Raw genomic sequence first — 24802 nt, forward strand, 5'->3', positions numbered from 1 at the left:
ATCAACCCTTCTGACTTGTATAGCGAGCCTGGACAGCGCCAAATCCGCTCCGCTCCTGCTGCTTGCTATAGGTTTGCAAGCCCTCGCCAACCCCCTGACGGACAAGCATGCGAACATGATCGTCGCCGCTGGCCCCGGAGATTTGGACCTGCAGGATACCGGGTTGACGATTGTCGTTCCCGGCCGCCGCCAGACGCGGCGCAAGCGTCGGCGCGATGGGCGTGCTGACCATGCGCGGAGCTACAAGACCACCGTCCGCAAAGCGGGCGATGGACCCATTGTTGATCGCTTCAAGCATGGTCCGATGTTTGCGCGTTGCCTGCGCGTTGACGACGAATTCGCCGTTCGAAAGCCATGCCGGAACACTGTCGCTGCGGCTGGTTCCCGGTCCGGCGACATGACCTCCATCTGCGAAACCAAATATCTTCGGTATCCAAGAGAATAGCGACCCGAACAGGCTTCCTGCCGACCGCTGCTGCGCGTCGGGCATACCTATCACCGCGCCCAGGGTGGTGTTCGGAGTGAAGTTCGGAGACGACAACATTGACAGAAGTGAGCCGCCGCCAGCGCCGTTTCCGGTTATATTGGTGGCAATTTTACCTATACCGGCGCTGAGGCTACCGATTCCATCCGTTGCTTTCGAAGCCGTGGTGCCGAACTTCGACAGGGCATCATTCGCCGCATTAAGCCTGCCTGAGAAGTTGTGTGCATCCTCTGGGTTCGCCCATGAGAAGCCCCTTGGGCGCTCGAAGCCGGCAAAAGCCGCAGTCGCACTGCGAACGTCCGTCGACTTCAAGAGCGCCTGGAATGCGCGGTTCTCGGGTCCCTGCAGTTCCGACCACGCATAGTTCAGCTGACTGTTTACGTCGCCAAGATTTTGCCGGCCGCCAATCGCCGAGAGCATCTTTGGCGCGCGGTCGTTCCACTGAAAAAGCCCGAGCGCCTTCCCGCCATCACCCTTTGCGAGTGGATTGAACCCGCTCTCGGCATTGATGTTGCCAAGAATGCCGGCAACCTGATGCGGCTGTAGGCCTTTGCCGGCGAAGAAATTCCATGCCTGCGCTGCAATGCCTGTTTGAGCCGTCTGCGATGCCGCAGCGCCAGTGACCGATGGCGACGATAGCAGTTTTCCCGCAACCTGAGCGCCCGCACCTATAATCCCGCCGCCATCACTGGCGCCTCCACCCGCCTTGGTACCCAAGACCAGGTTAGCGACCTGATTGAACAGTTTATCCCAAAGCTTGTCAGCCTGCTTCATGAGCGCATTCTGCAGCGCGCTACCGAAGGCTTTGCCGATGCCGTCGCCATTCTTAACGATGCCATCCTTAAACTCGGTCAGGAACGACGTGATCGTCTCTCGATTATCGTTGGCCACGAGTTGCTGGCGGATCTGCTTCGCCTGCGGGCTGTTCAGATCCTTGTCATCCAAACCGTACTGACGCAGGGTTGTTACAATCTGCTGATCCTGTTTGGACAGGGTGGACAGGCGCGCCTGATCGGCGAGATCCTGATTGAGTTTCACCTTCGCCAGCATATCGGAAAGCTCGCCATATTGCGCCGACAGCGCCTTGATGCTGGCGATTTCCTTGCCGTAAACTTCATCGAACCGGCCCTCTGCCTCGATACCGTTGGCGATTGCCTCCTGACGGATCTGCGATGTCAGTTCATACTGTTTGCGCAGCGCTGCCTGCTCGGCGCTCGACTTGCCAACCAGCGCAATTTCCTGCTGCTGATCGTCAATGGAAGACTGAAGTCCTCGCGAACGGCTGAGCGCAGCATCACGCAACTCGCGCGCCTGCCTGTTTCGCTCGGCTTCCACCGCGCGTGCTGCGCGAGCGTCTGCGCCACCGCCCTCGTCGGCCTGCTGTGGTCGATCCGCGCGCGAGACACGATCGGCCGCAGCAAGGCGCTCCGCAAATGTGCGGGCATTCTGTTGTTGCTGATCGGCCGCAAACTGCTCGTTGAGCTGCCGAAGGGATGCAGCCCTCTTGGCAACATAGGCCGGCAAGGTGTCGCGATCCCGGAGTCCCGGCCGGGTATCCTCTCTATCGATCGCCTGCAGAGCCCGACGGAGTGTTTCCGCTTCCTGCGCAAGCTTGACGATGTCTCCACCCTTCGAAATCAGTTCATCGGCAAGCTTCGAGATCCCTTTCTCTTCGCCAATACGATGAACCTGATCAGCGAATTTCGCCAGGCCGTCAATTCCCTGGACCTTGAGGATGTTAATGGCATCCTGAAAGGGTTTGAACTTGCCCGAGACGGAAAATGCGGCATCAGCGAGCGCCTTCACCGCGTCCGCTGAATTTCTCAGGGTTTGAACATCGTCTGTGTTCCTCGATAGCGTCGTGTAGAGATCTTCGATCTGTGAGTTGAAGCCATCGAGGTCAGTTCGGCCGTCCTTGACGCCATCGAGGAGAGCCCTGACGGGACCGGAAAACTTGGCGAGTTCGCCGGGAAGGTTCTGCAAGGTCTTTACATTCTCAAGGCTATTCGCGCTGGCAACATAGCTTGTGAGCGACGTATCATTTGTGGCGCCGAGATAGCCGCCAAGCTGGTTACGCAACGTCGCCTGGATAGCAATCTGCTTTGTCCTGGCGTCCGACAGGACGAACGAATTGCCGGCAACGCTCGTAAGGCTTGTCGGCACCTTCGACAATTCACCGTACTTGTCGTGGATGCGATCGAGCGCTTCCGCATTTGCCTTAAGCGCATCGTCTAGCGAAAGGGCGCCATCCTTCGCCTTGGCGAAAAATTGGATACCGGCGGCGGTCAAGCCGGTAAATGCGATCGAGGCGAGCGCAATCGGATTGAGCAGGTTCGTGACCGCACCGGCCAGAACAGCGCCCGTCTCCTTCAGCGTCAGGCCCTGTACAGCGCCGGCAATCTGCGTGCCCTGCTGAAGAGCAATCATCTTCGGGCTCATGCCGCCAACGGCTGTCGTGATGATGTCCTGTCCCTGAAATGCAATATCCCGTGCGAGAAAGCGCCGGTTGCCTTCTGACAAGCTGTTGTCATTGGCATGGCTGCCAGACGAAGGAGGCGCTACGGCAGCAATCGCCTGGTTGCGGCCTTTGATGGCGGCGGTCGCAGCAAGTGCTGCCTGCCTCTCCTTGCTCATCGCAGCCTGATACTCGGTGCTGGAAATGGCACCAAGTGCGTGCGCCCGCCGGATCTCGCCAACCGCCGTCTTGTAATTGCTGATGACGGAGAAGATCGGGCTGTACTTGGCGCGCAGCCGATCAAGCTCCTTGCCCTGATCGGCGAGAGCGCCGGTCCATTCCTTGGCGGCCTTCGTGCCAATGCCCGTCATGGCATTGATGCGCTGCTGCACCGTCGAGGAAACGGAGCTGTCGATGGAGCGGCCCACGGAGGCGAACTTACGGGCAACGCTCCCCGACAGGCCGTCAAACGACTGCTCGATGCGCTGGATACTGCGGCGAAGCGCAGACTTATCCTCGCTGATGCTGAAAATCAGATCGTCAGCATTATCATTCATGGAGATGAAACCTATCCATAGCGCTTGAGCAGATCTTCAATTTCGCGGTCGGTTGGCGTCTCGGCATTCTGCTTGCCGCCGTTCGCCTCGTTACGGCCGCGTATCGCCTCGAAGAATTCGGTGATGGTGACGCCCCAGAAGTCGGCGGGGCGCCACCCAAGGCCGCCAATCCCCAGGCGCATCCATCTGCGCCAAGGGAAGGGATCATCTAAGCCGTCTCGTCGACGGCTTCCCCGTTTCCCTCGTCACCATCAAAATGATGCATGAGGATAGTCATGAATGCAGCGCCGCAAGCGGAGAAGTGCTCCAACTTCAGGGTGGCGAGTGCTGCCCGCCAATCACCGCGAACGGTCAACAGCTCAATGCCGGCCCAAGTCGCAGCGGCTTCGACGCCGCTCAGACGAGCATAGAGATCGTTCAAGGATTTGCATTGGAGACGGCTGGAGACGGCGACAAGTCGCTCCATTTCCGCAGCCAAAACGAGCGGCACTTTGCCGATCCACAGCGGGGCTTCGCCGCGCGCTTCATTGACCTTGAGCGGAAAGGGCTTTTCGACGGCCGCGCTTTCCGGCGTCTTTGCAGGCTTTTTTATCGGCTTTTTCATCCGTCAGATCCTTACGGGGCTTCTTCTTCGAACGAATAGACCGTCGTCGTGTTGAAGGTCGCGCTGAACTCCATGGTGTTCGTCTCGTCACCGGAGAGTTCGAAATTCGTGACCACCCACTGCGCGGTATAGGTGCCGTCGCCGGGGACGATGACTTTCGCGTTGAAGGGAGTGTTCTCGCGAACATATTGCCGAAACTTCTTAGTATCGGCACCCACGATGGCCTTGCCGGCGCCCGTAAAGGCGACGCTCTGGACGCCGGGGCGAGAGGTTTGAACGACGGGACCGCCTGGATTGGTGCAGCTCGGAACGGTCGTGTCGATGCGATCGGCCGAGAGTGTGAAACTGCGGGTCTTAAGGCCGCATAGGTTTTTGAAGACCTCAGGGCTGGCGCCATCGCCGATCTGGATCAATAGGGTACGGCCAAAGACCTGGCCGTCTTCGTATTCGTCAGCCATGTGACTATCCTTCGTAAGGTTCGAAGTTGCTCCGGTCAGGCCGGAATTGCCTCGACGCGAGCAATAAACTGGTTGACCGCGTGAGATGTGACGCCATCGGGATCGCGAAACGCCCGGCTCTGGCTATGGGTGATCAGGGCAACCCTGAAATTCTGCATGGGCAGCGGCGCGAGATGCAGCGCATCCTCGATCGCGTCGGCGATCTGTTTAACTTCCGTAAAGCCGACTTTCTGCGACCAGCTATGTAAGGTGAGATAGGCATCCCAGGCACGGATGCAGCTCATGTCGGTATTCAGGAACTGCGTTTCGCCGAGAGTGACGTAAGGGTATTTCGCCTTGTCCGGCACGGCGTCGAATACGCGATCGGCGACAAGTGCTGACAAGCCAGCAAAACCCTTCAGGCGCGCGACAATCGCACCCTGCAGCTGAAGTTCCTTGCTTGCCATCTTACTTCTTCATCGCCTCGCGGACGCCGCGATTGATCGCCGTCAGCAGTTTACGCCTGGCTTCCTGCCGATAGGCCCGCCAGACAGGGAAGATATGTGGCATGGCGCGAGTACCGGGATGCAATCGGCCCTCGCCCCCCTTCAGCTTTGCCTTGCCGAGCGCCGTGCCTCCGCCCTTCTCCACATTGTGCGGCGCTGTCCCGAATTCGAGAAAGCGCCAAATGAACATGGCGAACAGGCCAGCCGCGCTCGAGTCCTTCGTCGGGTTCGTTCCCGGCAGCACATGTGCACCTGTACGGTTTCGGAGGAAATCACCGTCGATCGTTTCGGCATATACCTGCGTCGCGCCTCGCGGCGCTGCCTGTCTAATGCGCTCTGCGGCCTCCTGCATGATCTCGTATTTTGCCGCCTCGGTGTACTTCTCGACATTCGGCGCAAGCTTGTTCAGCTTCTGGCGCAGCGCCTCGCGACCGAGGAATTCTGCTTTGATAACCATCAAGTAGCCTCCCCTTCGACTACGAGCATTTCCAGATATTGCCGCCGCTCATCAGGATCGACGATCGTCCTGATGGAAAACACGCGCTTCGGCTCGCCGTCGCCATCAAGACCGGTGCGTGCATCGTAGGCGCGCCAGTTCGTGGTGATATCGAGCGCCGCCGCACAGCGACGAATAATCAGATTGTAGGGCTGCTGCGATTGCAGCCGAGAATGCATCACGGTCTCGACATCAAGACGGCTCGTGAATAGCGGCTGCAAACGCGCCGAAAGCGTCAATCGATCCTGCCATGGCCCCGGCTGCTGATTACCGTAGCCGTCGTCATTCGTTTGTCGGGACTGAAACGTAACACGCTGGTCGAGAGATCCGGCCCCACTACGCTGCACCATGTCGTCTTCCCTTCCCGGCCTTGCGATTCGCAGGCCGCTTGACGATGAGGCCGCGACCTGAGGCAACGACAGCATCTGCGCACCGACGATGGACGAACTCCGTCGTGCTTGCGCGATAGGAAATTGTCACGGCAGGCGTTAGGCGGAAATCATGCGGAGCTTTGAAGTGGACCCAGGGCATCAGACACGTAGCCATCTGTAGGGATCAATGAGAAGCATTGCGGGCCTGGGAAGGCCGTCGGATGCGCCACGCTTCTCGTAAAAATCCTCGACCGCCATCATGGCCGCAATCTTGAATGTCGCCTGCTTCCCTTCAGGGACAAGCGACAGATTGCAGTATTGCAGAACGGCATTCTCCGCGGCATCCATGAAGGATTGGATGAGGGTATCGTCGTCAGCAAAGTCGACGTTCAAAAACTGCTTCACCTCCTCAAGGGAGTAAAGCGGTCCCGTTTCAGTGATGACGACGTTTCCCATTTCCAAGCCCTCAACCGACTGGCGTCACTCCGCCTTCGGATCTTCCTTGTGATAGCCGAGCGCGCGTTCGCTTGCTTCCTGACCGGACATATGCGGGTCATTCAGATCGATGCGGTTACGGGGATCATCGTCGGCCACTTCCGCTTCCGGCTTCGCGGCCTCATTCTTCTTGTCTGCCATTATGGTTACTCCGGTTTGATGAAGGTTGCCGGCCCTTCGACAGGGCCGGCCAGTTCACGCCGCCTTAGGCGCCGATCTTGAGCGCGCGCATCGGCTCCGGATTGGTGACGCCGCCACCAACGCGCTTGCGGGTGTAGAAACCGACAAACGGCTTGTTGGTGTAGGGATCGCGCAGGACGATGATGCCGATGCGATCCACCACGAGATAGGTCAATTCCATGTTGCCGTAGAGAGCGGCGATGTTGTCAGCGGCAACGCCGGGCATATCCGGAACCTCGACGATGGCCTCACCCGCGAGCGTGGCGGGCTGCCCTGCGGCATAAGACGGCTGCCAGAGGTAATTATTCTGGCCGTCCTTCAGCTTGCGAACGGAGGATTGCGTCAAGCGGTTCATGTAGAACTTGGCGCCGATGCGATAGCTGGCCGGAAGATCATAGATAAGATCGATGATGCTATCCGACTTGATCAGATTGGCGTCGCCGCTGGTGACGACCTTGATGGCACCCCAAGGATGCTTGGCTGCGTTGGCGGCACCTTCGACGTAGGTCAAGATGCCGAACGGCTTGTTCACGCCATCCCCGGAGACGAAGGCAATTCCCTCCTGGCGCGCAAACTCCACATTCACTTCGCCGGCCAACCACTGCTCAAGATTGACTTCGGAGTCTTCGAGCAGGTTCTGCGAGGCGAAGGGATTGGCGTAGATTTCGCCCGGAACGAAATCCAGAATGCCGAGCTGAGGCGTACCGGTGGCCGGGCGGGCAGCAGTTTCGCCGACCCAGCCGGAAACGACGGCACGGTCATTATAAACCTTGCGGATGCCGGCGCCGCTGATCGACTGCACGTGTGCATTCTGCCGAATCGGAGAGATTTCTTTCAGCTTGCTCGTGATGGTGCGATCCCACTCGATCGGAGCGAGGTAGCCGCCATCCGTATTGACGCCGACCGTCATGGCTGCGCGAGGGCCAACATTGTGCTTCGAGCGGATGCCGGATTCGTCGTCGCCATGGCGGAAGAACTTAGCCCATGCTTCGGTGTATTCCGGATCGGAAGGCGTCAAGCCACTACCGCCGGCGCCGCCGCCGAAAGCCGCCGCGGCGATCTTGGCGTTGATGTCGTCGATAGCCTTCTGGAAATTGCCGATCGAGGCGTCGATGCGCTCAACCTTTTCGTCGAGGACAACGTCAGCCTTGCCTTTCAGCTTTTCGTCATTTGCCTTCTTGAACTCCTCGAAGGCCGCCTGGATCACGCTGATCATGGCTTTCGGATCGGTGTTGTCTGCGCGAACGCTCTGGCTGAGAATGGCACGCGGACGCGGAGTGGAGATCGCCGCCGCGATAGCGAGGGCGCTGGGAGAAACGTGCTTCATCGGAAGCTCCTGTTAGGTTGCGGATATAGTTGCAAGCAATCCGGTAAGACCGGACCAGTCTTCGCCAGCGCCCGGCGTGGCTTCAAGGGCAGCGCCTGGCGTGCCTTTGATCTTGTTGATGCGTGCGCGGGCGTCCGTCCGGTTCATGCCGGCATTGACGAGCGAAAGCTCCAGCGCACGCAGTTCGTTGATGTCGAGATCCCGCGCCTTGGCAGCATCGTCGACCTTCATGCTGTCGGCTGACAAAAGAGCATCGGCGAAGCCGCGCTCGATCGCCTGCGATCCGGACATGTAAGTGCCGTTGCCGCCGTTGGCATTCATCCACTTCGTGACCTTATCTACGGGCTGGCCGGATCGTTGTGCGTAGAGATCCGCCATCGCCTGATCGAAGGGGGCGAGATAGTCCGCCGTCTCGCGCAGATCGAACTGATTTCCCATCGCCAGGACCCAGCAATTATGGATCATGAGGAAGGAGGCGGCTCCGATCTCGACACGATCCCCAGCCATGGCAATGATGGAGGCCGCCGACGCCGCCATAGCCATGATCTTGACGGTGACCTCCTGCGAATGCTCGCGAAGGACATTGTAAATGGCGATACCCTCGAACATGTCGCCACCGGGGCTGTTGATCTGCACCTCGACGGGGCGATCACCAATGGCGCGCAGCTGAGCTGTCACGGATTTGGCGGTAATGCCGCCACCAGACCAATAATCCTGGCCGATAACATCGAACATGCTGATGATGTTATCGCCTGTCTCCACCGCGCGAACGCCGGCCGCTTCGTCGGCCCAACGATCGAAGACATTGGACTTGGTGAAGGCGCAAACGTCATGATTGGCCGGGACCGGAAGCGCGCCAAGGCGAGCCATTGCGAACACACGAGGATTATGCAGCTTTCGCATTCTTGTCTCCACTGTCGAGAGGAGGGCCGCCATTGTGGCCCATCATCGGGTTTGGCGGATCTTCCCGCTTCGGAAGATCCATCACATCGCGAACTTCGTCGACGTGCATCCACGGCTGCGAACCGCCGGAGCCAAGCGCCTTGGCAAGGAAATCGGCCTGATCTTTCAGCGAGCCGCGCAGCAGGGCCGCAGCATTGAACTTTGCGGCGTACCGATCCTTATCCGCCCCAAAGAGCAGGCAGCGCTCGATTGCCTGCTGCCAAGCCTCAAACCATGGGTTAAGCGCGTAGGCGACAAAGAACTGGCCCAACGCCTCGATGCCAGTGCCCCACGAGGTTTCGTCCACCATGAGGAGCGGGCGCGGGACGCCGGTCACTCTGGCGATCTCCTCGACCTGCATGCGACGGATCTCAATAAGCTGAGAATCCCGCGCCGACGAGCTAATCGCCTTATATTCCATCCCCTCTTCGAGGATGAGGTTCTTGCCGGCGTTTTCCGGGCCTTCCTTTTCCGCGAGCGAAGCCTTCAGCCGCTCATAGGCAGGATCGGAGAGCTTTCCCTTATGTGAGAGAGCGCCGCCGGCAAAGGTGCCGTTCTTGAACATGCGGCCCGATGCCCGCTCGGTCGCCAGGGCGAGCCCGATAGCATCCCGCGCCTGCCTGATCAGCGATAGACCGCATATGCCATCAAGGGACGGCCCGCGCAGGTGAAATACCTGGCTACTACTGAGTGTCTGCTGCACGCCTTTCTTTGGCGTATAGACATACGAAACCGAAAAGTCGGCATTTTGCACCGGTCGCATGGTGCTGCTATCCACCGGTATCAGTCGCGAGATCTTTTTCCCGCCGCGCCTGATATCGGTCGACTCGACGATCAGCGCATACCCATCCCCTGTCGCCAGTGCCTGCATTTGCAGGTATGCCTTGAAGTCATAGGCGCTTTGCCAGTTATTCGGCTCGCGATGCAGCAGGCGATAGAGCGGATGGTCGGTCGCCTTCTGCTTCGTATTCTCCTCGATGAGCTGCAGCGGCAACATGCCAATGGCGTTCGAAATCAGCATGAACGCGCGGAAGAGCGCGGGATTTCGCATCGCAGTCGCGACCGTGACAGGCTCGCCGGCCGCCGACTGGCTGCCATAGAAGAGGTAATCGATCACACGCGGATCGGTGAGATCGTACGCTTCTGATTTTGGCGACGTGTCGCGGCGCGAAAAGATGCGATTGAACAGTTTCACGTCAAGCCATCCTAATGCCACGGGTTTCGTAGACCGACACTCCAGAGGCTTCGGGGTTCTGGAACATCAGCATAGCGGCGTTGAACAACGCCATCAGCATGTCGATCTTGGCGGCGCCGGAAACTTCCTTTGTCACGACGTAGTTGCTGCCCTTGAGCGTTTGCTTGGCATTACCTACCGACCACGACATGATCGATTGGTCGCCATGGACAAATCGGCGATCTTCTAGTTTTAGTGGCACAGATGAAATCGCCGTCTGCAACTTCCACCCCTGCATGACGGCCGTCACAAGCGGCTGCGCCAGCCCCTTCGCTTCCAGGGCATCGACAAGAAGCGCCACACCAGCGGAATCGAGGCCGATGCCTGCTTGCTCAGGCAGCAGTCCGGCATCGAAAACCTTCTGGCAGATTTCGGCCGCCATCGTGGCTTGCTCCTCGCCGGATTTAGCAATCACCAGATCCTGATCATGCTCGAACTGCTTCAGGCGCGGTGCGATGCTCTTGCGCTGTTCGAAAACAGTGGATCTCGCCCAAGCCCTTCCCCAGCCAAGCCACCGCTTCGACCCGATTTCCCGGCCCAAGACATACAAGGCGGCCAGGTCGTCTGCGCCGCCCCAATCAACACCGATCGTGCAGACTTCCGACCTCCGGAGCAGCGCATCGAGGCCGGTCAGCTTCTCGTCAATACAGTCCGCCCAATGGAGGGCACCGGACCAGCCGTCACCGCCAAGACCGATACCGATCTCGATGTTCAGGTGCTGGCTCGTCCAGACCTGTTCGGTCTCCTTGCTGACCTTGCCGTTGTTCTCGTAGTCGTCGACCAGCGCCTGCGGATCGATGGACAGATTGAGGTTCGGCAGAACGCAATGCCAATTGCGCTTGTCGCTCCAATAATCCTTGTTGCGCTGCAGCTCGACGGGGAACTCATATAGTACCGGCAGCATGATCGGCGAGGAACCACCCTTTCCGTCGCGAATGGCCCGCGCCTTGTCTAGCTCAGTTCTCCAGATCCCCGCTGGCGGCTCATCGGACTGGGTTGTGATCATCAGAACCTGGCCGCGCTGCTTGGTGATGCCGCCGCCCCTGATCTGCTGCATGACACGAACCGCCTTCGAAACCTTGCCCAGCTCGTGCAGCTCGTCGACAATGGTGAGAACCGGAATTTCCCCGGTGACGATCGATGTATCGAAGGTCTTTACGTCCAGCTGCGTGCCGGTCTTGTGGCGTGTGATCGATTTTAGATGCTCCTGCACCTTGAAGATCTCGACCAACTTCGGGTCGTTCTCGATCATCAACTGCGCCTGGCTGAAGCACCTTTCCGAGATGTTTTGGCTCGGCGCGACGATAAGCATCTGGCGGTTCGGCGCCTCTTCCATATAAAGCGCGGTCAAACCGAGAGCGGCGACATAGGTGGTCTTGGAGTTCTTCTTCGGGACCATGCACAGCAGCTCCCAAACAAGCCGCTGTTTGGTCTCCGGATCTTCGCTGGCGAGGAACGCGCAGAGGATTTCCTTGAACCACTCCCCGCACGCGTCCGCCAGGGCTGGCTTTCCCGGCACATCGGGAAGCCGCAAACGGTTGAAGAATGCTAACGCCTTCGCCGCCTTCGTCTTGTTGAGCGGAACGTCAGCAATCGGCGTTTGACCGGCCTGCAGCTTGCTCCACCAGTCTGGACAGGCAAAGCGAGGCAGATCACCATCAATGGCGAGCATGCTGCGAAGCTTCTCGTTCAAGTTCGGCCGTTAGCTCGGCGTCGGCATCTAGCGCACGGCGTTCGTTCATCAGCTTCTTTCCGAGACGTTCGGCCGCAGGCTGCTTTTCGGGCGGCGGCGATGAAGACAATTCCCGTTCGATCTCCATGCGATCGTTGCGCTCCAGTAACCGACCGAATTCCTTGAATGCGCCGACATTGCCCTTTTCGGCAAGTTCCCAAGCCAGCTCCAACCGGCGCGCTTCGAGCTGATCTCGCGAGGCGTCGCGCCCTTTCAGCTCGTGAAAATAATTCTTCCGCAAAGTCGGCAACGAGACTGCCAGAGCGTTGGCAATTCTGGGGTTAGCCCAACCAAGCGCGACTAACATCTTGACTCTATTGCGGTTTTTATCCGTCACCTCATGAGCAGGCCGACCACGCTTGCGATCAAGCGGCTCGAATGGGTTGCCAAAGAGGTCGAAATTCTGCGTCACGAGAAAAAATCTCCAAATGAGGGGGGCGCGGGTCTAGGCCGGAAGGCCTTCTGAACTTTTGACCCACCCCCCCCTGTCGGGTCAGGCCGTGGGTGTCTCGCCGACCTCGACCATGACCGGCGGGTGCGCGGTGCCGAGGAGGCGAAGGTGGACAGATGCGCCAGCATTGAGGCGCGCAAGCTCGTCAGGCGTTGGCCGCCATGCTGTCACCATGCAAGGAGTGCCTTCGCCACCCACGGTGCAGTGGATGGCCTCGTCCCTTATCGGCAAGCCGAGATAGCCTTGGCTCTTTCCGATGATGCGGGTCGCGCCTTCGATCATTGCAATCTGCATGTCACCAACTCCGAAACGATTGCCGTTCCTGCTTCTGCTTCAGGCTGTCGTGGCAGGTCTTGCAAAGGCAATGCAGGTTGTTCTCATCCCAGAACAATACCTCGTCGCCATGGTGCGGTGTCTTGTGGTCAGCCACGAGCTTCGAGGTATCGGCCTCGATGCGACCGCATCCCTTCATCTGGCAGGTGAAGAGATCACGCACCAGAACAGACATGCGCAGCTTCTGCCAGCGTGACGTCTTGTACCAGGCGCGCCATGGCTGCGTGCGGTCACGCTGGCGATGACGCTCGGCTTCGGTTTCCTGCCTGTCCGATGGCGCAGCGATGCGCGAGCCCAACGCCTTCAGCCGTGGTTTGATAGACGAGAGCCTGCCCATAACTCTTAAATGAAAAAGGCGACCCATTGGCCGCCCATCTGTAAGTCATAGCTTGCGCACTGGCCCTGAATCGATGTCTCCGTTGAGACGTTCAAGGCGGGGTCCGACCGGTGTACCGACCCCGGAACTTCGTTCCCGCCTGCTACGGCGTTTTCAGGGGCTCACTTCAGGATCATCGGATCATCCGTAGGGCAATTTGTAGTCATACCTTTTCGAGGATTGCAAGAGGCATGAGGGTTGGCGTCGTCCTGCCGAAAATGTCGATCTCCACAACGGCATCACCACGGCCATCGTTCCGGCAAGAGACGATCTTGCCGCTGAAGGATGCAAACGGACCGGAGCTAACCCGCACCGTCTCGCCGGCCTTGAAGACTGTTGTTTCAAGCTCCCAGTCGAGCAAGCCCTCATCAGCCGATGCCTTGAATCTACTGACCTCCGAGTTCGGCACTCGGCGTGGATTATCGCAGCCACCGAGCACGCCTATGACGTGTTCGATCCCCTGAATTCCCAAGAAAGCCTCGTCGCTAGGCATGAAGCGGACAAGCACATAGCTGGTCATTGCAGGGATCATTTTCGACGGAATAACGCGACCTCTACGTCGATATTCTGGCCCCTTCCGCATAGGAACAACTGCCTCTATCCCGGCGTCGTCGAGTGTGTTTTTCACAGCTATTTCGCGTCCAGACATCACCCTGACGGCGAACCATGGCGAATCATCATGCGCACGAAGCGTTGCAGCGTGCAGCAGATCAGCCCTGATTCGGCGCATACGATCCTCGAACCGCTCCCCAAAGCTTGCTGCGATTAGCGTTCCGTCGAACTTGTCATGCTGCATCATCATGGCCCCTACTCTCGTTCAATCGCTTCTGAAATTCGTTCATGGCATCCTCTGGCCGCCCGTCCGGCACCTGCAGGCGGTTGAAGCCAGATGTCGGCCACGGCCAGCCCATGCGCTCGGCCAGCGCCTGCCAATCGGCCGCAAGATCCGATTTCGGATCGATGCCGGTAAACTGCTCGGAAATGCCGACTAGCAGCGCGGGAACAGGCAATGGCTTCTGCTCGGAAACCATGCGAGAGGCCTTCGGCCATCCGTATTTCGTCCGGCGCTCCATATCGACGGCGCGAGCCGCTTGCGGGCTGCTTGCCGCCTGTTGCCGCTGGAACGCTGTCATGGCAGGCCACGCGGTCGCCATCGGCTTCGACACTTCGGCAAGCAGCAGCGCCATCCATGGCTGGCTGAAAGGCGCATGGGTGGTGGGTGGCCCGATCTCGTCTTTCGGGTCGTCCATGCGTTTCCATGCCCGTTCGTTCAGATAAACGGCGGCATAGGTGAATTTCGGGTGCCGCGTCGCCTTCACCGCTGCAATGAAGGCCGGAGTCTTGTCTATGCACTCGGCGCGCTCTTCCGCCGTCATGGCGATGAAAGCGTCTCTCGCAGCCTTCTCGCTGCTGTTAAGGCAGGTCGGCCACTTCAGAAACCATGCTTTGAACTTCCGCTCGATCCTCTTCGGATCTTCATCCGGGGTCGCGCTCGCGCTCCCTCTCTCAGATGATGGTTCTAATGGTGGTTCTATTACGGTTCGGGTGTCACCGTGACACCCGTCTCCGTCTCCGGTGTCACCCGTGTCCTGCTGGATTGTCACCCCTTGGCCATCTTCAACGGGTGACACACTGTCACCCGTCTCTCCGGGCTTATAGGCGAAGAGGCGCCCCAGATCGTAGTCATAGGCATTCGCCACGCCCGGCCTTCCGGTCGCTTCCTTGACGACGACGAGCAGGCCTTCCTTGACAAATTCGGCAAGGATGCGCTGAACCGTTCGCTCCGAAAGCTCCGTTTCCGCAGCGAGCCGCGCCACGCTCGGATAGATGCCGCGCCCGTCATCGTCGGCGAAGTCCGCCAGACGCACCGCCAGAAGCTTTCGATTGCAGCCGCCGAGATTCATCTTGAACAGGCGGCTCATGATCATGATGCTCATGCCGCCATCCTCTCAATGCGGCAACATCCCATGTTTGCGGTGGCGTACAGGGCGGCCGATGTTTTGAATGGAGGTGGAACATGATTGAATGGCTCAAGCGATACTGTGGTCCAGTATCTATCCTGATCCTTCCGGGGACTGTGCTCTTGAGCTGGGTCAGCCCTTGGGAACACGCAGCATGGTTCTGCAAGACCAACGAACCTTGTGTGCAAGGCTGGTTCTCGGCGCTCAGCGGTTGGGCCGCTGCGTTGGCCGCCTACTTCACCATCCGAACCATGAACCACCAACGCGCGGAGGCAACTCGATATCAACGCGAGAACGTTGAATTGGAAATTATGGGGAGGCTCGCTCTTGCGCGCAAAATGCTCACTATCTTGCTTCCATGCAAGGCAGGGTGCGCATTGATGATGGTCCGCCTTAGTAGTGAAGACGCTGATCTGTATGAGATATTCAGCGAACTCCCCAAGTTCACGAAAGAGACGCGTGAGGCGATGGAGAGTCCAATCATTGCAGAATATGCGGAAAAAATCGGACTGAACCGATCTTTGATGCAAATAGCTCCAACCGAACAGATTCCTGGTATTTTGGGGGCGGCAGAGAGGTTTAGACGCAGCATGAACCTGTATCCGGTGATGAATGCCGCAACCCTGATCGAAGACGGACGCTCTCTCGCAAAACAGGTCGTCGGCTGGAACGCAAAATGTGTCTCCTTCCTTGATTTGCTTATAGACGATGCCATGCGATTTAGCACGAGATGGGCAAGCAAGATTGAACCTTCGGAGGAAGATGATTAGAGCGCGATCATCAGTGTGTATTGAGCTGCCACGACGCGACATTCAGGCCCCCAGGTTGCGCGGCGGCAGGCCGCTTGCGATTCTGTCCATGCGGCCGCGTGCGACTTCGATCCCGCAGTAGTCGACGGGACTGCCATCATCGCGGCGTGGATTGCGAAGAAAGGAAAGCTCGGCTTCGAGATAGGCGATGCCGGCATGGAATTGCGCGAGCTGCAGGCGACGGCGGATATGGCTCTCGTCGCGCAGAAGTTTCGCCAGCGACGCGCGGATCAGCCAGCTGGCGCGCTGCTGATCGGTCTCGGCATCTTCGAGATTGTCGACGTCAGGAAGAAAGGCGGTCATTCGGCCGCCTCCTGATCATCGTCAGGATATTTAAACTTCATCCAGCGCTGGATATCGGCAAGCAGGCCGCAAGGGTCTTGCGGGTCGTACCCGTCGCCACAAATGTCCGTGCCTGGCGGCCAATAGACGATTGCATTGCGTGGCAAGTGCTGGATGAAGACGAGATTATGTTTCCGCCAATAGCTCGAATGCCAATGCGTCGGATACATCGGTCCGCCGCTCATGGACGGCTCGCTCTTGCCTACGCGAATAAAATGGTGGGCCGGATACCTATGATACTTGATGAGGATATCGCGCGCACGTTTCGTCCACAGAACATACTGCCGCGAGCTGTTGAACTGCTGCGGCATATCGAAATCCGGGATAACTGGGTCTGCGTCGAACCACCTTCTCACGCGGCCTCGCCTTCCGGCGTGCCCGCCTGGTTGCCCCAGAAGTCCCATTTGCCGTTGAGCCGGATATCGCCCGGCTGCAGGCTCTCCTTGCGCTGGAAAAGCTCAAGCTTGCGCATGTCGGGATAAAGCCGCTCGATCTCCTCGGCGAACCAGACAGGCTTGCGGCTGTGCTCTGTCTTCGCCTCGCGGTAGAGGCTTTCCGGCTTCGGCGTGTACAGGTCGATGCCGGGGAAGTTGCCGCGCTTGCAGATGATCAGGTGCTCGGTGCGGTCGCGCACCCAGCGGCCCATGCCGATATTCACTTTGTCCCATGTGATCATGCTGACATAGGTGAAGCCCCACGCGCCTATGATGCGCAGCGCATCGGCAAGCCTGTTCGTGGTGGTCCAGAAGTAGAGAATGGCATCCTGCGTGAACGGGCTACGGTCGCCAGCGCAGAGCGACATCAGCTCGTCGACCGTCATGGATGGATATGACAGACCCTTGTCCTGCCCGGTCTCGTCGCTCCACGCCTCCTGCTGCCACGGCACATCGCAATAACCGACTGCGAATGCCGCGCGCGGCATCTCGCCCGCTACCCGCTTGCCCTGTTCGGCAATGTGGTTGATGACCGCCGCGCGGATCATGCGGGAATGCTGAAGCCGCTTGGTGCGGTTCTCCTTGGCGTCGGCAGCTTTGCGCTTCTCGTCGGCAAGCGCGGCTTCGACATAGAGAAGCTGCTTGTCCTGTGGAACCTGCTTAAGGCGATCGAGGAAGGAACCGTTGTCGAGACGCGAGCCGCGCAACCGGTGCAACGCCATATCGACGATCTTCTCGCCGCGCGATGCGTCACGCTGAACGGTTCTCTTGTCTTGCCCTGTCGCCTGCGCGGTGGATTCAGCAAACGACAACTTGTCGCTTGCTGTGCTTTGCCTCGCGCGGCCACCTGAAACATGCTGAGCCGTTTCCGGATGCTTTTCGAGATAGATTTCCTTGCGCCGCGCGACGAATAGCGCGCGGTCTGCCGGCGTCAGTTCGGCACGGCAAAGGTTCTCGTCGATCTCCCATAGCTCGCGGTCGAGATCGTCGAAGGCCTCGTGAAAGCACAACACCTTTTCCCAACCGAGTTGCTTTGCCGTTTCCAGCCTGTGCAGCCCTGCCGAGAGAATGACGCGCTCGTCGCCTTCCCGGCCCTGAACGGTAATCGGGGTTTTCTGCCCGATTTCGAGGAAGGACGGCTTCAGTCCGTCGACCTTGGACTGATCGGCAAGCCGCAAGCGCGTGCCGATCTCGATGCTGGCGATATCGCGCCAGACCGCCAAGCGGCCGCCCGCGGGATCTTCCGCAGGTTCAGCCACGGTCGCGGCGGGGCGATACTTCTTGGTGCCCGCCTCAGTCGGATACCAAAGGTCCGCATCCTTGCTGTCGCGGCGCAGCATACCTTTGACGTTGAGCTTGATGCATGTTCTGCGCTCGTTGTGGTCGGCGCTCCGCACTTGACCGTCGCGAACGGCAACGCCCATGATCGCGGAAACACGTTCATGCGCCGTCTTGACCGTATTCATCGCGCCGTCCTCCGCTCGAAACGGAGAATTCCGCGCAGGATCGTCTCTGGCTTGCGGCCTCGCGCAATGCGCGCTGCGGTCTCCTTGGGATCATAGACAAATGCCGCTCCGGCGATGGCTTGCCGGAGCGGCTTTGGCAGGGAATCGAATGCCCGCATGGCTTCGACCAGTGACGACCTGGTGCGCTTCATCATTCGCACCTCATCAAACGGTCGAGATAGTCTTCGCCCTTGGGCGTAAGTGTCACGAAATTGACGGCTACGGGCGTGCGCCGCAGATAACCGCCTCGCGCAGCGTTTCTCGCGCCGCATTGGTCATTCTCGCATTGCAGCAGGTATGATCGTCCGTGCCGCTGCTGATGAATGCGGACGCGGTAGAGGAGCGTCCGCCCCTTTCGGCTCACGCCGGGTTCGGTGACGGCGCTCATTCGTCATCTCCGTTTTCGATTTTGATGAGGACCTGCTCGATGGCGCGAATGGCTTCGCGCGCCTCCTTGGCGATCCGCTTGCGTTCCAGCGCATCGACATGCTTGTTCAGCAGCGCATCGAGGATGGCGCGGGAAACGTCCATGCTTTCCCGCAGAACATCGTGGGCATCCTGCTCGGTCACAGGTCCGCGTGCGGTGTCGGGTTCATCTGGCACGAGCCGATAGCCGAGAAGCCGCGCCATGCCGGCGGCGATGACCGGGCTTTTCGCCTGTCGATCCGCCTCGACAGCGACATCGATCGGAATGAGGCTGTTCGTGTTCTCGTCGTTGAACGACGAGTATTTTGAGAGCGTCGATGCATTGACGCGCGTCAGCAGCTCGAAGCAGCGGATGCCGCCGCCAAGGGTATAGCTGGCCTCTGTTACCCCCTTCAGGGAGCGGATCTCTTCCTCAGAAATTATGCGCAAGACAAAACCCCTCGAAAAATCAAGGAAACAAAACTCGGAAATGATTCGGTGCTCGCCGCGAGATTGCGGGCTATGCGTAGGTCAGCAGATCAACGGAGGCCCGCATGACCACGGCGCAAGAAAGCGGAAAAAGCCGCCAGAGCCCGGCCAACCGCTCTGGCGGCAGGAAGTGCCGGAAAGGAAACGGCACTCAGGGAACTGGCCGTGCCAGCCCGGTGGAGCTGGCGCGGTTGATCGGCGACCCATAGAGCGGCCCAGATCGCCGGATGGAAAAATGTTCATCATTCGGCGGCCTCCGGCATTTCGCCGAAGACATCGGGCCGAAGCTTATGGCGGGAAACGCCTGTTGCTTTCTCGACAGCGAGCACGCGATCAGCAGGCACGATCTCCCATTGCGCGACCGCCTGTGGCGAGATGCCGAGCGGGCGAGCGATATTGGTCCAGCCGCCGGCGGCGTCTCTGGCGAGTCTCAATGCTTCGATTGCTTGTTCCCGGTACGTCATGAGCGCGGATACAAGCATAACTTAAATTCTTTTTCAAGGTACTCTTAAATGGATAGCTTTAAAGAACCGCTTACAAATGCAAGCATGGCTAAGAAGGTAAAAAGCGAGAAGGCAATCCTAGTGGGCGCGGCAATCCGCGCCGCACGCAAGCAAAGACGCTTGGTAATGCAAGACATTGCAACGCACCTTAACGTTGATGTCGCTGCCGTGGGGAATTGGGAAACAGGCAACAATCTGCCCTCGACCGAAAACCTGTTGAAAACGGCAGAATTTCTCGGCGTCGATTACGCTGCCCTCGATCGCGGAGAGGTCTCTTTCAAAGATAAGGAAGCCTCACTCAACGAGGCAGAAATCGTCACGGAAGCCGAGCCGCCTCGCTTGGGGCCCATGGACATCAAGGTTCTTGGCAGTGGCGTTGGCGGCGACGATGGCGACTTTTTCCTCAACGGCGAAGTGGCGGGTTATGCTCGTCGTCCGCCCGGCCTAGCGCATATCGCCAATGTCTTTGCCATTCATATCCTATCGGACAGCATGGTCCCAAGGTATGACCCCGGCGAGCTTTTGTATTGCGGCGGCCGCGCACCGGTACCGGGGGATCACGTTCTCATTGAAATGCTGCCGGAAGACGGCGAGCGCAACGGGAAGGCCTACGTCAAAAAACTGGTTCGCAGGACAAAGGGCGAGATCATCTGCGAACAGTACAATCCCGCGACTACGATCACATTCGACGCGTACGCGTTGAAGAACATGTGGCGAATCATCCCGCTGCGCGAGTTGCTGGGCTTTTAGAAGCTACATAGGCGTCAGCCAGTCTCCTTCCCTCCGCCGTGAGGAAGGCTGCCTGCACAACAACGTTCTTTCCAGGTAAACCATCGGCTTTGCAGCTTGAGCAGGAAAGGCGCATAGCAACCGCCTCTAGGCGGTCCGTTGGCCTGATCCCAAATCGGTAAAGATCGGCAGGGCGCCGCCAGCGCGAGTGCCCGCATACCGCGCATTCAATCGAGATGGAGACGACATCGCAGATCGCCGGCCCTGTCTTGACATCCATTTTTTCACCCTGATGTTCTTTTTCTGTTCTCATAATTGATTCCTTTCTCCGGCGAGTCGAGTCGAATCTTAATTTCAAGCATTTTCAAGTTACGCTTGAATTATGATTTAAGTTATGCTTCTCATTAGCTCGTCCGGTGATCTCCTCCTCCCTAGCCGGATACCAAAGACCGCCGTCGCTCATCCTCCTCCCGAGCGACGGCGGCATGGTCCCAGGAGGCTTTTGAGAGGAAAGAACCATGCAGACAGCCGCATACAATCCCGTCCGAGTCCGCAACATCGCGCAGGAAATGGCCGACCTCGCCCGCGAGCGTGGCGAAGGCCTGACGAAGTCGGAATTTCTCCGGCTCGGTTTCACCGAAGAGCAGATCACTCGCTACGCGCACGATGCGTCGGTGCTCTACGCGCAGTCGCTCAATCGCGCGGCGGCTTGACCCGATCCGCTTTGGCGACCGCCACGTCTCACCCCTGGCGTCGGCGGTTTCCCAATCGGAAGCAGGTCAAGGAGATCGACCATGAAACAGACTTTAGTGCAGACTACGCGCGAGACGGATATCGCCATCGGCGCGACCATCAAAATCCTGCGAAAGCAGGCCGGACTTAGCCAGGAGCGACTGGCGGCGGCGATCGGCGTCACGTTCCAGCAGGTCCAGAAATACGAGAAAGGCACCAATCGTGTCGCCGTCTCCACGCTGATTGCCATCTGCCATGCGCTGGGCGCCGAACCGATGGCCGTCATTGGCCCGGTCTTGGGCAAGGCGCCAGCGGGCCAATCCCTTGCGGTTCTCCACCTTCACAACCGGCTTGCCGACGCAGAGGAGCGGCTGGAGGCGATCAAAGCCATTGCGAGCGGCAAGCTTCCTGTCGTGAGCGGCGCCGACATCGCCGCTGCTGCCGATCTCAATGGTTACTTCGTTACGCAGTGATCATCCGCTTAGGTTTCCGGCCTGCGGGCCGGTTTCCCAATCGGATGCGAGAGGCAACCATGAATTATTTCACTCCGGCAATCGGCAAGGTGCAGAAAGCGAAGCGCAACGGCTTCGCCGGCATCTTCCTGATCATCATCGTCAACGATCTGCTGGCAGCTGTTGCCGCCTTCTACGTGTTTGGAGGTTGACGGTGGATAAGGCGGATGTTTTGACCATCAGTAACGATCGCGGGCAGAGGCGGGATGTCTCTTGGTCTGAGTTCTGCTTCATATTTGTGGGCAGCAAGAACCGGGACGAGATCAATCGAATCGCCGCCGAATTGACTGCGAACGGCCGGTCTCACTGGATCGCTCCGGCAGATGGTGTTCGCGTCGATATTGAGCTGCAGAGGGCATGATGGACATCATCGGCCTTCACACAATCTACGGCGACGAAGACGGCCAGCGCACGCCATATATGACGCGCGCATGGATCGGCCGTCTTCGGCTGCATATATTCCATCGCGGCGACGCCGATCCGGATTGCCACGACCATCCGTGGGATTTCTGGACCTTTCCGCTGACGAGCTACGTCGAGGAAGTCGTCGACCGCGATATCGCCGCGCTGGCACAGACCGGTAGCTTCACCCCGGCGATCAAGCCGGATGCGCCCATCGTCGCACGCAATGTGGTTCCCGCCTTCCGCTGGACATACCGGCCGGCGACCCACTGCCATCGCGTGCTAGGCCGCTACAGCGGCGTCTATTTCACCTCAGGCGGCGTTGCTGCCGGGGAGATGGCGAGCGCCGCCGCGGAATGGCGCATTCCGCTGACGGACCGGCGGCGCATCGTCACCATTGTCTGGCGCGGCCGCAGCGGCCGGCGCTGGGGTTTTCTCAAATTTCGCGACGGCCGTTTCTGCTGGGTCCACTGGAAGGAATACGTCTTCCGTGGCGGCAAAACCGCGCCATGCGACAACGGCCAGGAGGGCGTTTAATGAGCTTTTGCCGATGCGAACTGATTGTTCATGACGGAAGAGTAGCCGAGATCGAGCGGCTATACCGTGCGGTCGCCGATGGCGAGCCCCGTCGCGAGGTCCTTCAGCTGATCTACGACATGTTCGGCTGCTCTTGTCAGCTTCGCCCCCCCCGTCGACGAGATGCGCCTTGCCGACCGCTGCCAGCCGGAGCGCAGCGCCCATGGCTAAGCAGCAATCCCTTTTCCGCGTCCATCGCAGCCAGCTCCTGCCCGCGCTCGACGCCGCTTTCGAGGCCGTCGACAAGCGCGCCAAGATCCCGCAGCTCGGGAATATCCTTCTCAACCCCGAAGGCGATACACTTACCCTTCGCGCCACGGATCTCGACATCGAGATCGAGGCCGGATGCGAGCTGCTTGATATTGCCGACGAGGCAGAAGCCATCACCATCAAGGGAACGGATCTGCGCGACATCGTGCGCAACCTTCCGGAATCAGCGGAAATCGAATTCCTGCCCGGCACCTACAACGGCCAGGTCCGCATCCGCTCCGGAAAATCCAGCTTCTCGATTTTCACGCTGCCCGCCAGCGACTTCCCTTCTATGTCCTCAAACCTCAAGGGCAAGACTTTCGAGATCGCCATGCCAGAGGTAACGGCCGCATTCGGCAAGGTCGCCCACGCCGTCCAGACCAAGGATATCGGCCGTCCGTGGATGACGGGCATTCACATGCATCCGATGCAGGATGAACGGATCGGCTTTGCTGCGCTCGATGGCATCGGCCTCGCCGCCGTGCAGATCCGCACGGAACGCCTGCTCGACTTTCCCGGCATCATCATTCCGCTCAAGTCCGCACAGGCGATCCGCAAGCTCTTCGACGAGGTGAAAGAGCCGGCGCAGATTGAGGTTGCCGATAATCTGATCCGCATCAAGTGCAACGGCGTTTCCCTTCTGTCGAAGCTGATCGAAGGCAAGTTTCCGGAACACTACCTGACTGCTGCGCCAGAAGACTACGAGCGCGAAATCTTCGTGACTGTCGCCGCCTTGAAGGCTGCCGTTGCTCGAGTCTGCCTTGTCGCCACGGAAGCGGATAAGGATGGCATCAAGCTCACCCTTGAGCGCGATACCATGCGGGTCGAGCTGACCAGCAAGGAAGGTGAGTCGGCGGTCGATTACGTGCCGATCCAGTACGAGGGTGACACCGGCTTTTCCATCGGCCTCAACAACGAGGCCCTGCGCGGCATCCTCAGCACCATCGAAACGCAGGACGTCATCATCCGTTTCGGCGGCTCGCTGCCCAACGCCGTGTTTCGTCCATCGGTCGGCGTCGATGAACTTTACGTGATCTCTCCGATGATGGCGCGAGGTGGCGAATGATGGGTAGCACGACGTTCCCATTTTCAAATGCGATGAATAAATCGGCAGTGATTTCCGACTGTGGCCTCTATCGCTATGAACTGTGCCGGCATTGGGACGCGTACCTTTATGCATTGCCCGTCTGCATGCTCAATCCATCCACAGCCGATGATCAGAAGGATGATCCGACCATCCGCGAGCTGATCCATTTCGCCAAGCTGTGGGGATATGGCGGACTATACATCGTCAATCTGTGTGCGTTTCGGGCGTCACATCCGTCAGACATGCAGGCCGCTTTAGATCCGGTCGGCCCACAGAACAATCAGTTCCTGCGCGATGCGCTGGACTATGCGCGAGATCACAATACACCGATGTTGGCCGCATGGGGCGATGGCGGCGCATTCAATGCGCGCGGAACTTGGATGTGTTCGAAAGCGGCTCACCACCTGGTTGACCTTGTGTGTCTCGGCAGAACCTTGGGCGATCATCCGAAGCATCCGATGTCGAGAGGCAAGAACCGCATTCCACGTGATCAACAGCCAATCATGTGGCGCAAGGTTCGTGACGGGAGCATGGGGTGGGTCGATTGATGAACCTCGACCAAGCCCGCACCTACCTGCCTGAAGCTCGCGACCTCGCTGGCCTCGCCAGCGAGCAGTTCGTCGAGTCCTATGACACCAAGACAAGCAGGGCGGAAATCTGCGTCGTCAATCGCATGACGGGCGAGATCGAGCCGATCGCGTACTTCACGCCCGATTGCTCCTATGACGACCGCCGGCTGCTGCTCAAGGCGCCCGAGCTCGTGCGCGCGCTGCTGGTGATAATGGAAACCGCGTTCGACAAGATCCGCAGCCTTGAGCCCCGGCCACCGCGCCAGCACGGCGGCAACGATAAGCCGAAGGACTACGCGGCCGAATGCGCCATGAAGTGCAACGACCGCCAGTTCCGCCGATTCCTCATGGACCGCCATAACGTGCCCGACGTAGCCGACGCCGAGCGCATCGCCGTGTCCGTCCGCAACATTTTGCGGATCAAGTCACGCGGCGAGCTGAACACGGACCCGGCCGCCGCGCAGCGCTGGATCGAATTTCGAGGGTCATTCGAGGCTTGGAAACGCCATGGATGATCA

At 59.1% G+C, this 24802-nt stretch carries 36 protein-coding genes; 11 read left to right on the forward strand and 25 right to left on the reverse strand.

All coding sequences use genetic code 11. From position 1 onward, the window contains the following. Position 1: 1 nt before the first annotated feature. The 18 genes from FHX05_RS06420 to FHX05_RS06505 all read right to left on the reverse strand — a co-directional run bounded on the left by FHX05_RS06420 (position 2) and on the right by FHX05_RS06505 (position 14917). Positions 2-3496 carry a phage tail tip lysozyme gene (locus FHX05_RS06420; protein ID WP_183871002.1) on the reverse strand — a complete coding sequence of 1165 codons (3495 nt, stop codon included), beginning with the start codon at positions 3494-3496 and terminating at the stop codon, positions 2-4. Between the two features lie 11 nt (positions 3497-3507). Next, on the reverse strand, positions 3508-3678 hold the full coding sequence (locus FHX05_RS06425; protein ID WP_183871003.1) for a phage tail assembly chaperone: 171 nt from the start codon (positions 3676-3678) through the stop codon (positions 3508-3510). 26 nt (positions 3679-3704) lie between these two features. After that, the gene (locus tag FHX05_RS06430; RefSeq protein ID WP_183871004.1) at positions 3705-4100 is read right to left on the reverse strand and encodes a hypothetical protein; all 396 of its coding nucleotides are present in this window, start codon (positions 4098-4100) and stop codon (positions 3705-3707) included. A gap of 11 nt (positions 4101-4111) precedes the next feature. Further along, positions 4112-4558, reverse strand: coding sequence for a phage tail tube protein (locus FHX05_RS06435; protein ID WP_183871005.1), 447 nt, complete (start codon positions 4556-4558; stop codon positions 4112-4114). Positions 4559-4593: 35 nt separating this feature from the next. Beyond that, a complete protein-coding gene (locus FHX05_RS06440) occupies positions 4594-5004 on the reverse strand; it encodes a DUF3168 domain-containing protein (RefSeq protein WP_183871006.1) in 411 nt (136 codons plus the stop codon). Between the two features lies 1 nt (position 5005). Next, positions 5006-5500 carry an HK97 gp10 family phage protein gene (locus tag FHX05_RS06445; RefSeq protein WP_183871007.1) on the reverse strand — a complete coding sequence of 165 codons (495 nt, stop codon included), beginning with the start codon at positions 5498-5500 and terminating at the stop codon, positions 5006-5008. Beyond that, the gene (locus FHX05_RS06450) at positions 5500-5889 is read right to left on the reverse strand and encodes a head-tail adaptor protein (RefSeq protein ID WP_183871008.1); all 390 of its coding nucleotides are present in this window, start codon (positions 5887-5889) and stop codon (positions 5500-5502) included. Before FHX05_RS06450 ends, FHX05_RS06445 begins: the two co-directional genes overlap by 1 nt. 180 nt (positions 5890-6069) lie before the next feature. Beyond that, positions 6070-6366: a head-tail connector protein gene (locus tag FHX05_RS06455; protein WP_183871009.1), complete on the reverse strand. Its 297-nt coding sequence runs from the start codon at positions 6364-6366 to the stop codon at positions 6070-6072. A gap of 24 nt (positions 6367-6390) precedes the next feature. Continuing rightward, positions 6391-6546: a hypothetical protein gene (locus FHX05_RS06460; RefSeq protein ID WP_183871010.1), complete on the reverse strand. Its 156-nt coding sequence runs from the start codon at positions 6544-6546 to the stop codon at positions 6391-6393. Positions 6547-6610: 64 nt separating this feature from the next. Then, positions 6611-7912 carry a phage major capsid protein gene (locus tag FHX05_RS06465; RefSeq protein ID WP_183871011.1) on the reverse strand — a complete coding sequence of 434 codons (1302 nt, stop codon included), beginning with the start codon at positions 7910-7912 and terminating at the stop codon, positions 6611-6613. Positions 7913-7924: 12 nt separating this feature from the next. Then, positions 7925-8815, reverse strand: a complete 891-nt coding sequence (locus FHX05_RS06470; protein WP_183871012.1) for a head maturation protease, ClpP-related — start codon at positions 8813-8815, stop codon at positions 7925-7927. After that, a complete protein-coding gene (locus FHX05_RS06475; protein WP_348648307.1) occupies positions 8799-10049 on the reverse strand; it encodes a phage portal protein in 1251 nt (416 codons plus the stop codon). Before FHX05_RS06475 ends, FHX05_RS06470 begins: the two co-directional genes overlap by 17 nt. 1 nt (position 10050) lies before the next feature. After that, complete coding sequence (locus FHX05_RS06480; protein WP_183871013.1) at positions 10051-11760, reverse strand: terminase large subunit; 1710 nt, start codon at positions 11758-11760, stop codon at positions 10051-10053. Continuing rightward, positions 11747-12232 (reverse strand): hypothetical protein, encoded by a 486-nt coding sequence (locus FHX05_RS06485; RefSeq protein WP_183871014.1) that lies wholly within the window; start codon positions 12230-12232, stop codon positions 11747-11749. Before FHX05_RS06485 ends, FHX05_RS06480 begins: the two co-directional genes overlap by 14 nt. An 81-nt stretch (positions 12233-12313) precedes the next feature. Beyond that, complete coding sequence (locus tag FHX05_RS06490) at positions 12314-12565, reverse strand: hypothetical protein (protein WP_183871015.1); 252 nt, start codon at positions 12563-12565, stop codon at positions 12314-12316. Position 12566: 1 nt separating this feature from the next. Further along, positions 12567-12968, reverse strand: a complete 402-nt coding sequence (locus FHX05_RS06495; RefSeq protein ID WP_246698848.1) for an HNH endonuclease — start codon at positions 12966-12968, stop codon at positions 12567-12569. 175 nt (positions 12969-13143) lie between these two features. After that, on the reverse strand, positions 13144-13782 hold the full coding sequence (locus FHX05_RS06500) for a transcription termination/antitermination protein NusG (RefSeq protein WP_183871016.1): 639 nt from the start codon (positions 13780-13782) through the stop codon (positions 13144-13146). Further along, positions 13766-14917 (reverse strand): helix-turn-helix domain-containing protein, encoded by a 1152-nt coding sequence (locus FHX05_RS06505; RefSeq protein ID WP_183871017.1) that lies wholly within the window; start codon positions 14915-14917, stop codon positions 13766-13768. The genes FHX05_RS06500 and FHX05_RS06505 overlap by 17 nt, the downstream gene beginning before the upstream one ends. A gap of 80 nt (positions 14918-14997) precedes the next feature. On the opposite strand from FHX05_RS06505, the gene FHX05_RS06510 reads away from it, so the two are divergent. Beyond that, the gene (locus FHX05_RS06510) at positions 14998-15711 is read left to right on the forward strand and encodes a hypothetical protein (protein WP_183871018.1); all 714 of its coding nucleotides are present in this window, start codon (positions 14998-15000) and stop codon (positions 15709-15711) included. 42 nt (positions 15712-15753) lie between these two features. Here FHX05_RS06510 and FHX05_RS06515 read toward each other — a convergent pair whose 3' ends face one another. The 6 genes from FHX05_RS06515 to FHX05_RS06540 are packed head-to-tail and all read right to left on the reverse strand — an operon-like array spanning position 15754 to position 18886. Further along, positions 15754-16053: a hypothetical protein gene (locus FHX05_RS06515; RefSeq protein ID WP_183871019.1), complete on the reverse strand. Its 300-nt coding sequence runs from the start codon at positions 16051-16053 to the stop codon at positions 15754-15756. Beyond that, a complete protein-coding gene (locus FHX05_RS06520) occupies positions 16050-16448 on the reverse strand; it encodes a hypothetical protein (RefSeq protein WP_183871020.1) in 399 nt (132 codons plus the stop codon). Before FHX05_RS06520 ends, FHX05_RS06515 begins: the two co-directional genes overlap by 4 nt. Beyond that, positions 16445-17992 carry an MT-A70 family methyltransferase gene (locus tag FHX05_RS06525; RefSeq protein ID WP_246698849.1) on the reverse strand — a complete coding sequence of 516 codons (1548 nt, stop codon included), beginning with the start codon at positions 17990-17992 and terminating at the stop codon, positions 16445-16447. Before FHX05_RS06525 ends, FHX05_RS06520 begins: the two co-directional genes overlap by 4 nt. Next, on the reverse strand, positions 17989-18186 hold the full coding sequence (locus FHX05_RS06530; RefSeq protein WP_183871021.1) for a DUF6525 family protein: 198 nt from the start codon (positions 18184-18186) through the stop codon (positions 17989-17991). The genes FHX05_RS06525 and FHX05_RS06530 overlap by 4 nt, the downstream gene beginning before the upstream one ends. Next, positions 18183-18419: a hypothetical protein gene (locus tag FHX05_RS06535; RefSeq protein ID WP_183871022.1), complete on the reverse strand. Its 237-nt coding sequence runs from the start codon at positions 18417-18419 to the stop codon at positions 18183-18185. Before FHX05_RS06535 ends, FHX05_RS06530 begins: the two co-directional genes overlap by 4 nt. Further along, positions 18416-18886 (reverse strand): phage regulatory CII family protein, encoded by a 471-nt coding sequence (locus FHX05_RS06540; protein ID WP_183871023.1) that lies wholly within the window; start codon positions 18884-18886, stop codon positions 18416-18418. The genes FHX05_RS06535 and FHX05_RS06540 overlap by 4 nt, the downstream gene beginning before the upstream one ends. 104 nt (positions 18887-18990) lie before the next feature. Here FHX05_RS06540 and FHX05_RS06545 point away from each other — a divergent pair, with 104 nt between their 5' ends. Further along, positions 18991-19134: a hypothetical protein gene (locus FHX05_RS06545; protein WP_183871024.1), complete on the forward strand. Its 144-nt coding sequence runs from the start codon at positions 18991-18993 to the stop codon at positions 19132-19134. A 33-nt stretch (positions 19135-19167) separates the two neighbouring features. On the opposite strand, the gene FHX05_RS06550 is transcribed toward FHX05_RS06545, so the two are convergent. Continuing rightward, positions 19168-19359 carry a Cro/CI family transcriptional regulator gene (locus FHX05_RS06550; RefSeq protein ID WP_246698850.1) on the reverse strand — a complete coding sequence of 64 codons (192 nt, stop codon included), beginning with the start codon at positions 19357-19359 and terminating at the stop codon, positions 19168-19170. A gap of 78 nt (positions 19360-19437) precedes the next feature. On the opposite strand from FHX05_RS06550, the gene FHX05_RS06555 reads away from it, so the two are divergent. The 9 genes from FHX05_RS06555 to FHX05_RS06590 all read left to right on the forward strand — a co-directional run bounded on the left by FHX05_RS06555 (position 19438) and on the right by FHX05_RS06590 (position 24799). Next, entirely contained in the window at positions 19438-20178 is a 741-nt protein-coding gene (locus tag FHX05_RS06555) for an XRE family transcriptional regulator (RefSeq protein WP_112337840.1), read from the forward strand. 497 nt (positions 20179-20675) lie between these two features. Further along, the gene (locus tag FHX05_RS06560; RefSeq protein WP_183871025.1) at positions 20676-20870 is read left to right on the forward strand and encodes a hypothetical protein; all 195 of its coding nucleotides are present in this window, start codon (positions 20676-20678) and stop codon (positions 20868-20870) included. Between the two features lie 81 nt (positions 20871-20951). Next, entirely contained in the window at positions 20952-21362 is a 411-nt protein-coding gene (locus FHX05_RS06565; RefSeq protein WP_183871026.1) for a helix-turn-helix transcriptional regulator, read from the forward strand. A 59-nt stretch (positions 21363-21421) separates the two neighbouring features. Then, positions 21422-21553, forward strand: a complete 132-nt coding sequence (locus tag FHX05_RS30725) for a hypothetical protein (protein WP_281411843.1) — start codon at positions 21422-21424, stop codon at positions 21551-21553. Positions 21554-21555: 2 nt separating this feature from the next. After that, positions 21556-21762 carry a hypothetical protein gene (locus FHX05_RS06570; RefSeq protein WP_183871027.1) on the forward strand — a complete coding sequence of 69 codons (207 nt, stop codon included), beginning with the start codon at positions 21556-21558 and terminating at the stop codon, positions 21760-21762. Continuing rightward, positions 21759-22340 (forward strand): hypothetical protein, encoded by a 582-nt coding sequence (locus FHX05_RS06575; protein WP_183871028.1) that lies wholly within the window; start codon positions 21759-21761, stop codon positions 22338-22340. Before FHX05_RS06570 ends, FHX05_RS06575 begins: the two co-directional genes overlap by 4 nt. Positions 22341-22542: 202 nt before the next feature. Continuing rightward, complete coding sequence (gene dnaN / locus FHX05_RS06580) at positions 22543-23694, forward strand: DNA polymerase III subunit beta (protein ID WP_183871029.1); 1152 nt, start codon at positions 22543-22545, stop codon at positions 23692-23694. Continuing rightward, the gene (locus FHX05_RS06585) at positions 23691-24263 is read left to right on the forward strand and encodes a DUF1643 domain-containing protein (RefSeq protein WP_246698851.1); all 573 of its coding nucleotides are present in this window, start codon (positions 23691-23693) and stop codon (positions 24261-24263) included. Before dnaN ends, FHX05_RS06585 begins: the two co-directional genes overlap by 4 nt. Beyond that, positions 24260-24799, forward strand: coding sequence for a hypothetical protein (locus tag FHX05_RS06590; RefSeq protein ID WP_183871030.1), 540 nt, complete (start codon positions 24260-24262; stop codon positions 24797-24799). The genes FHX05_RS06585 and FHX05_RS06590 overlap by 4 nt, the downstream gene beginning before the upstream one ends. Positions 24800-24802 lie beyond the last annotated feature (3 nt).

This window comes from Rhizobium sp. BK491, assembly GCF_014194925.1.
In the GTDB taxonomy this organism is placed as follows: Bacteria; Pseudomonadota; Alphaproteobacteria; order Rhizobiales; family Rhizobiaceae; genus Rhizobium.

Excerpts from the sequence above, each read along its gene's own strand:
- FHX05_RS06445 (WP_183871007.1), bottom strand. The coding sequence starts at position 5,500 with ATGGTTATCAAAGCAGAATTCCTCGGTCGCGAGGCGCTGCGCCAGAAG.
- dnaN (WP_183871029.1), top strand. The coding sequence starts at position 22,543 with ATGGCTAAGCAGCAATCCCTTTTCCGCGTCCATCGCAGCCAGCTCCTG.
- FHX05_RS06565 (WP_183871026.1), top strand. The coding sequence starts at position 20,952 with ATGAAACAGACTTTAGTGCAGACTACGCGCGAGACGGATATCGCCATC.
- FHX05_RS06535 (WP_183871022.1), bottom strand. The coding sequence starts at position 18,419 with ATGAGCGCCGTCACCGAACCCGGCGTGAGCCGAAAGGGGCGGACGCTC.
- FHX05_RS06490 (WP_183871015.1), bottom strand. The coding sequence starts at position 12,565 with ATGCAGATTGCAATGATCGAAGGCGCGACCCGCATCATCGGAAAGAGC.
- FHX05_RS06450 (WP_183871008.1), bottom strand. The coding sequence starts at position 5,889 with ATGGTGCAGCGTAGTGGGGCCGGATCTCTCGACCAGCGTGTTACGTTT.
- FHX05_RS06465 (WP_183871011.1), bottom strand. The coding sequence starts at position 7,912 with ATGAAGCACGTTTCTCCCAGCGCCCTCGCTATCGCGGCGGCGATCTCC.
- FHX05_RS06440 (WP_183871006.1), bottom strand. The coding sequence starts at position 5,004 with ATGGCAAGCAAGGAACTTCAGCTGCAGGGTGCGATTGTCGCGCGCCTG.
- FHX05_RS06480 (WP_183871013.1), bottom strand. The coding sequence starts at position 11,760 with ATGCTCGCCATTGATGGTGATCTGCCTCGCTTTGCCTGTCCAGACTGG.
- FHX05_RS30725 (WP_281411843.1), top strand. The coding sequence starts at position 21,422 with ATGAATTATTTCACTCCGGCAATCGGCAAGGTGCAGAAAGCGAAGCGC.
- FHX05_RS06495 (WP_246698848.1), bottom strand. The coding sequence starts at position 12,968 with ATGGGTCGCCTTTTTCATTTAAGAGTTATGGGCAGGCTCTCGTCTATC.
- FHX05_RS06505 (WP_183871017.1), bottom strand. The coding sequence starts at position 14,917 with ATGAGCATCATGATCATGAGCCGCCTGTTCAAGATGAATCTCGGCGGC.
- FHX05_RS06455 (WP_183871009.1), bottom strand. The coding sequence starts at position 6,366 with ATGGGAAACGTCGTCATCACTGAAACGGGACCGCTTTACTCCCTTGAG.
- FHX05_RS06470 (WP_183871012.1), bottom strand. The coding sequence starts at position 8,815 with ATGCGAAAGCTGCATAATCCTCGTGTGTTCGCAATGGCTCGCCTTGGC.
- FHX05_RS06500 (WP_183871016.1), bottom strand. The coding sequence starts at position 13,782 with ATGATGATGCAGCATGACAAGTTCGACGGAACGCTAATCGCAGCAAGC.
- FHX05_RS06560 (WP_183871025.1), top strand. The coding sequence starts at position 20,676 with ATGCAGACAGCCGCATACAATCCCGTCCGAGTCCGCAACATCGCGCAG.
- FHX05_RS06425 (WP_183871003.1), bottom strand. The coding sequence starts at position 3,678 with ATGCGCCTGGGGATTGGCGGCCTTGGGTGGCGCCCCGCCGACTTCTGG.
- FHX05_RS06435 (WP_183871005.1), bottom strand. The coding sequence starts at position 4,558 with ATGGCTGACGAATACGAAGACGGCCAGGTCTTTGGCCGTACCCTATTG.
- FHX05_RS06555 (WP_112337840.1), top strand. The coding sequence starts at position 19,438 with ATGGATAGCTTTAAAGAACCGCTTACAAATGCAAGCATGGCTAAGAAG.
- FHX05_RS06515 (WP_183871019.1), bottom strand. The coding sequence starts at position 16,053 with ATGACCGCCTTTCTTCCTGACGTCGACAATCTCGAAGATGCCGAGACC.
- FHX05_RS06420 (WP_183871002.1), bottom strand. The coding sequence starts at position 3,496 with ATGAATGATAATGCTGACGATCTGATTTTCAGCATCAGCGAGGATAAG.
- FHX05_RS06530 (WP_183871021.1), bottom strand. The coding sequence starts at position 18,186 with ATGATGAAGCGCACCAGGTCGTCACTGGTCGAAGCCATGCGGGCATTC.
- FHX05_RS06575 (WP_183871028.1), top strand. The coding sequence starts at position 21,759 with ATGATGGACATCATCGGCCTTCACACAATCTACGGCGACGAAGACGGC.
- FHX05_RS06430 (WP_183871004.1), bottom strand. The coding sequence starts at position 4,100 with ATGAAAAAGCCGATAAAAAAGCCTGCAAAGACGCCGGAAAGCGCGGCC.
- FHX05_RS06460 (WP_183871010.1), bottom strand. The coding sequence starts at position 6,546 with ATGGCAGACAAGAAGAATGAGGCCGCGAAGCCGGAAGCGGAAGTGGCC.
- FHX05_RS06585 (WP_246698851.1), top strand. The coding sequence starts at position 23,691 with ATGATGGGTAGCACGACGTTCCCATTTTCAAATGCGATGAATAAATCG.
- FHX05_RS06545 (WP_183871024.1), top strand. The coding sequence starts at position 18,991 with ATGACCACGGCGCAAGAAAGCGGAAAAAGCCGCCAGAGCCCGGCCAAC.
- FHX05_RS06525 (WP_246698849.1), bottom strand. The coding sequence starts at position 17,992 with ATGAATACGGTCAAGACGGCGCATGAACGTGTTTCCGCGATCATGGGC.
- FHX05_RS06510 (WP_183871018.1), top strand. The coding sequence starts at position 14,998 with ATGATTGAATGGCTCAAGCGATACTGTGGTCCAGTATCTATCCTGATC.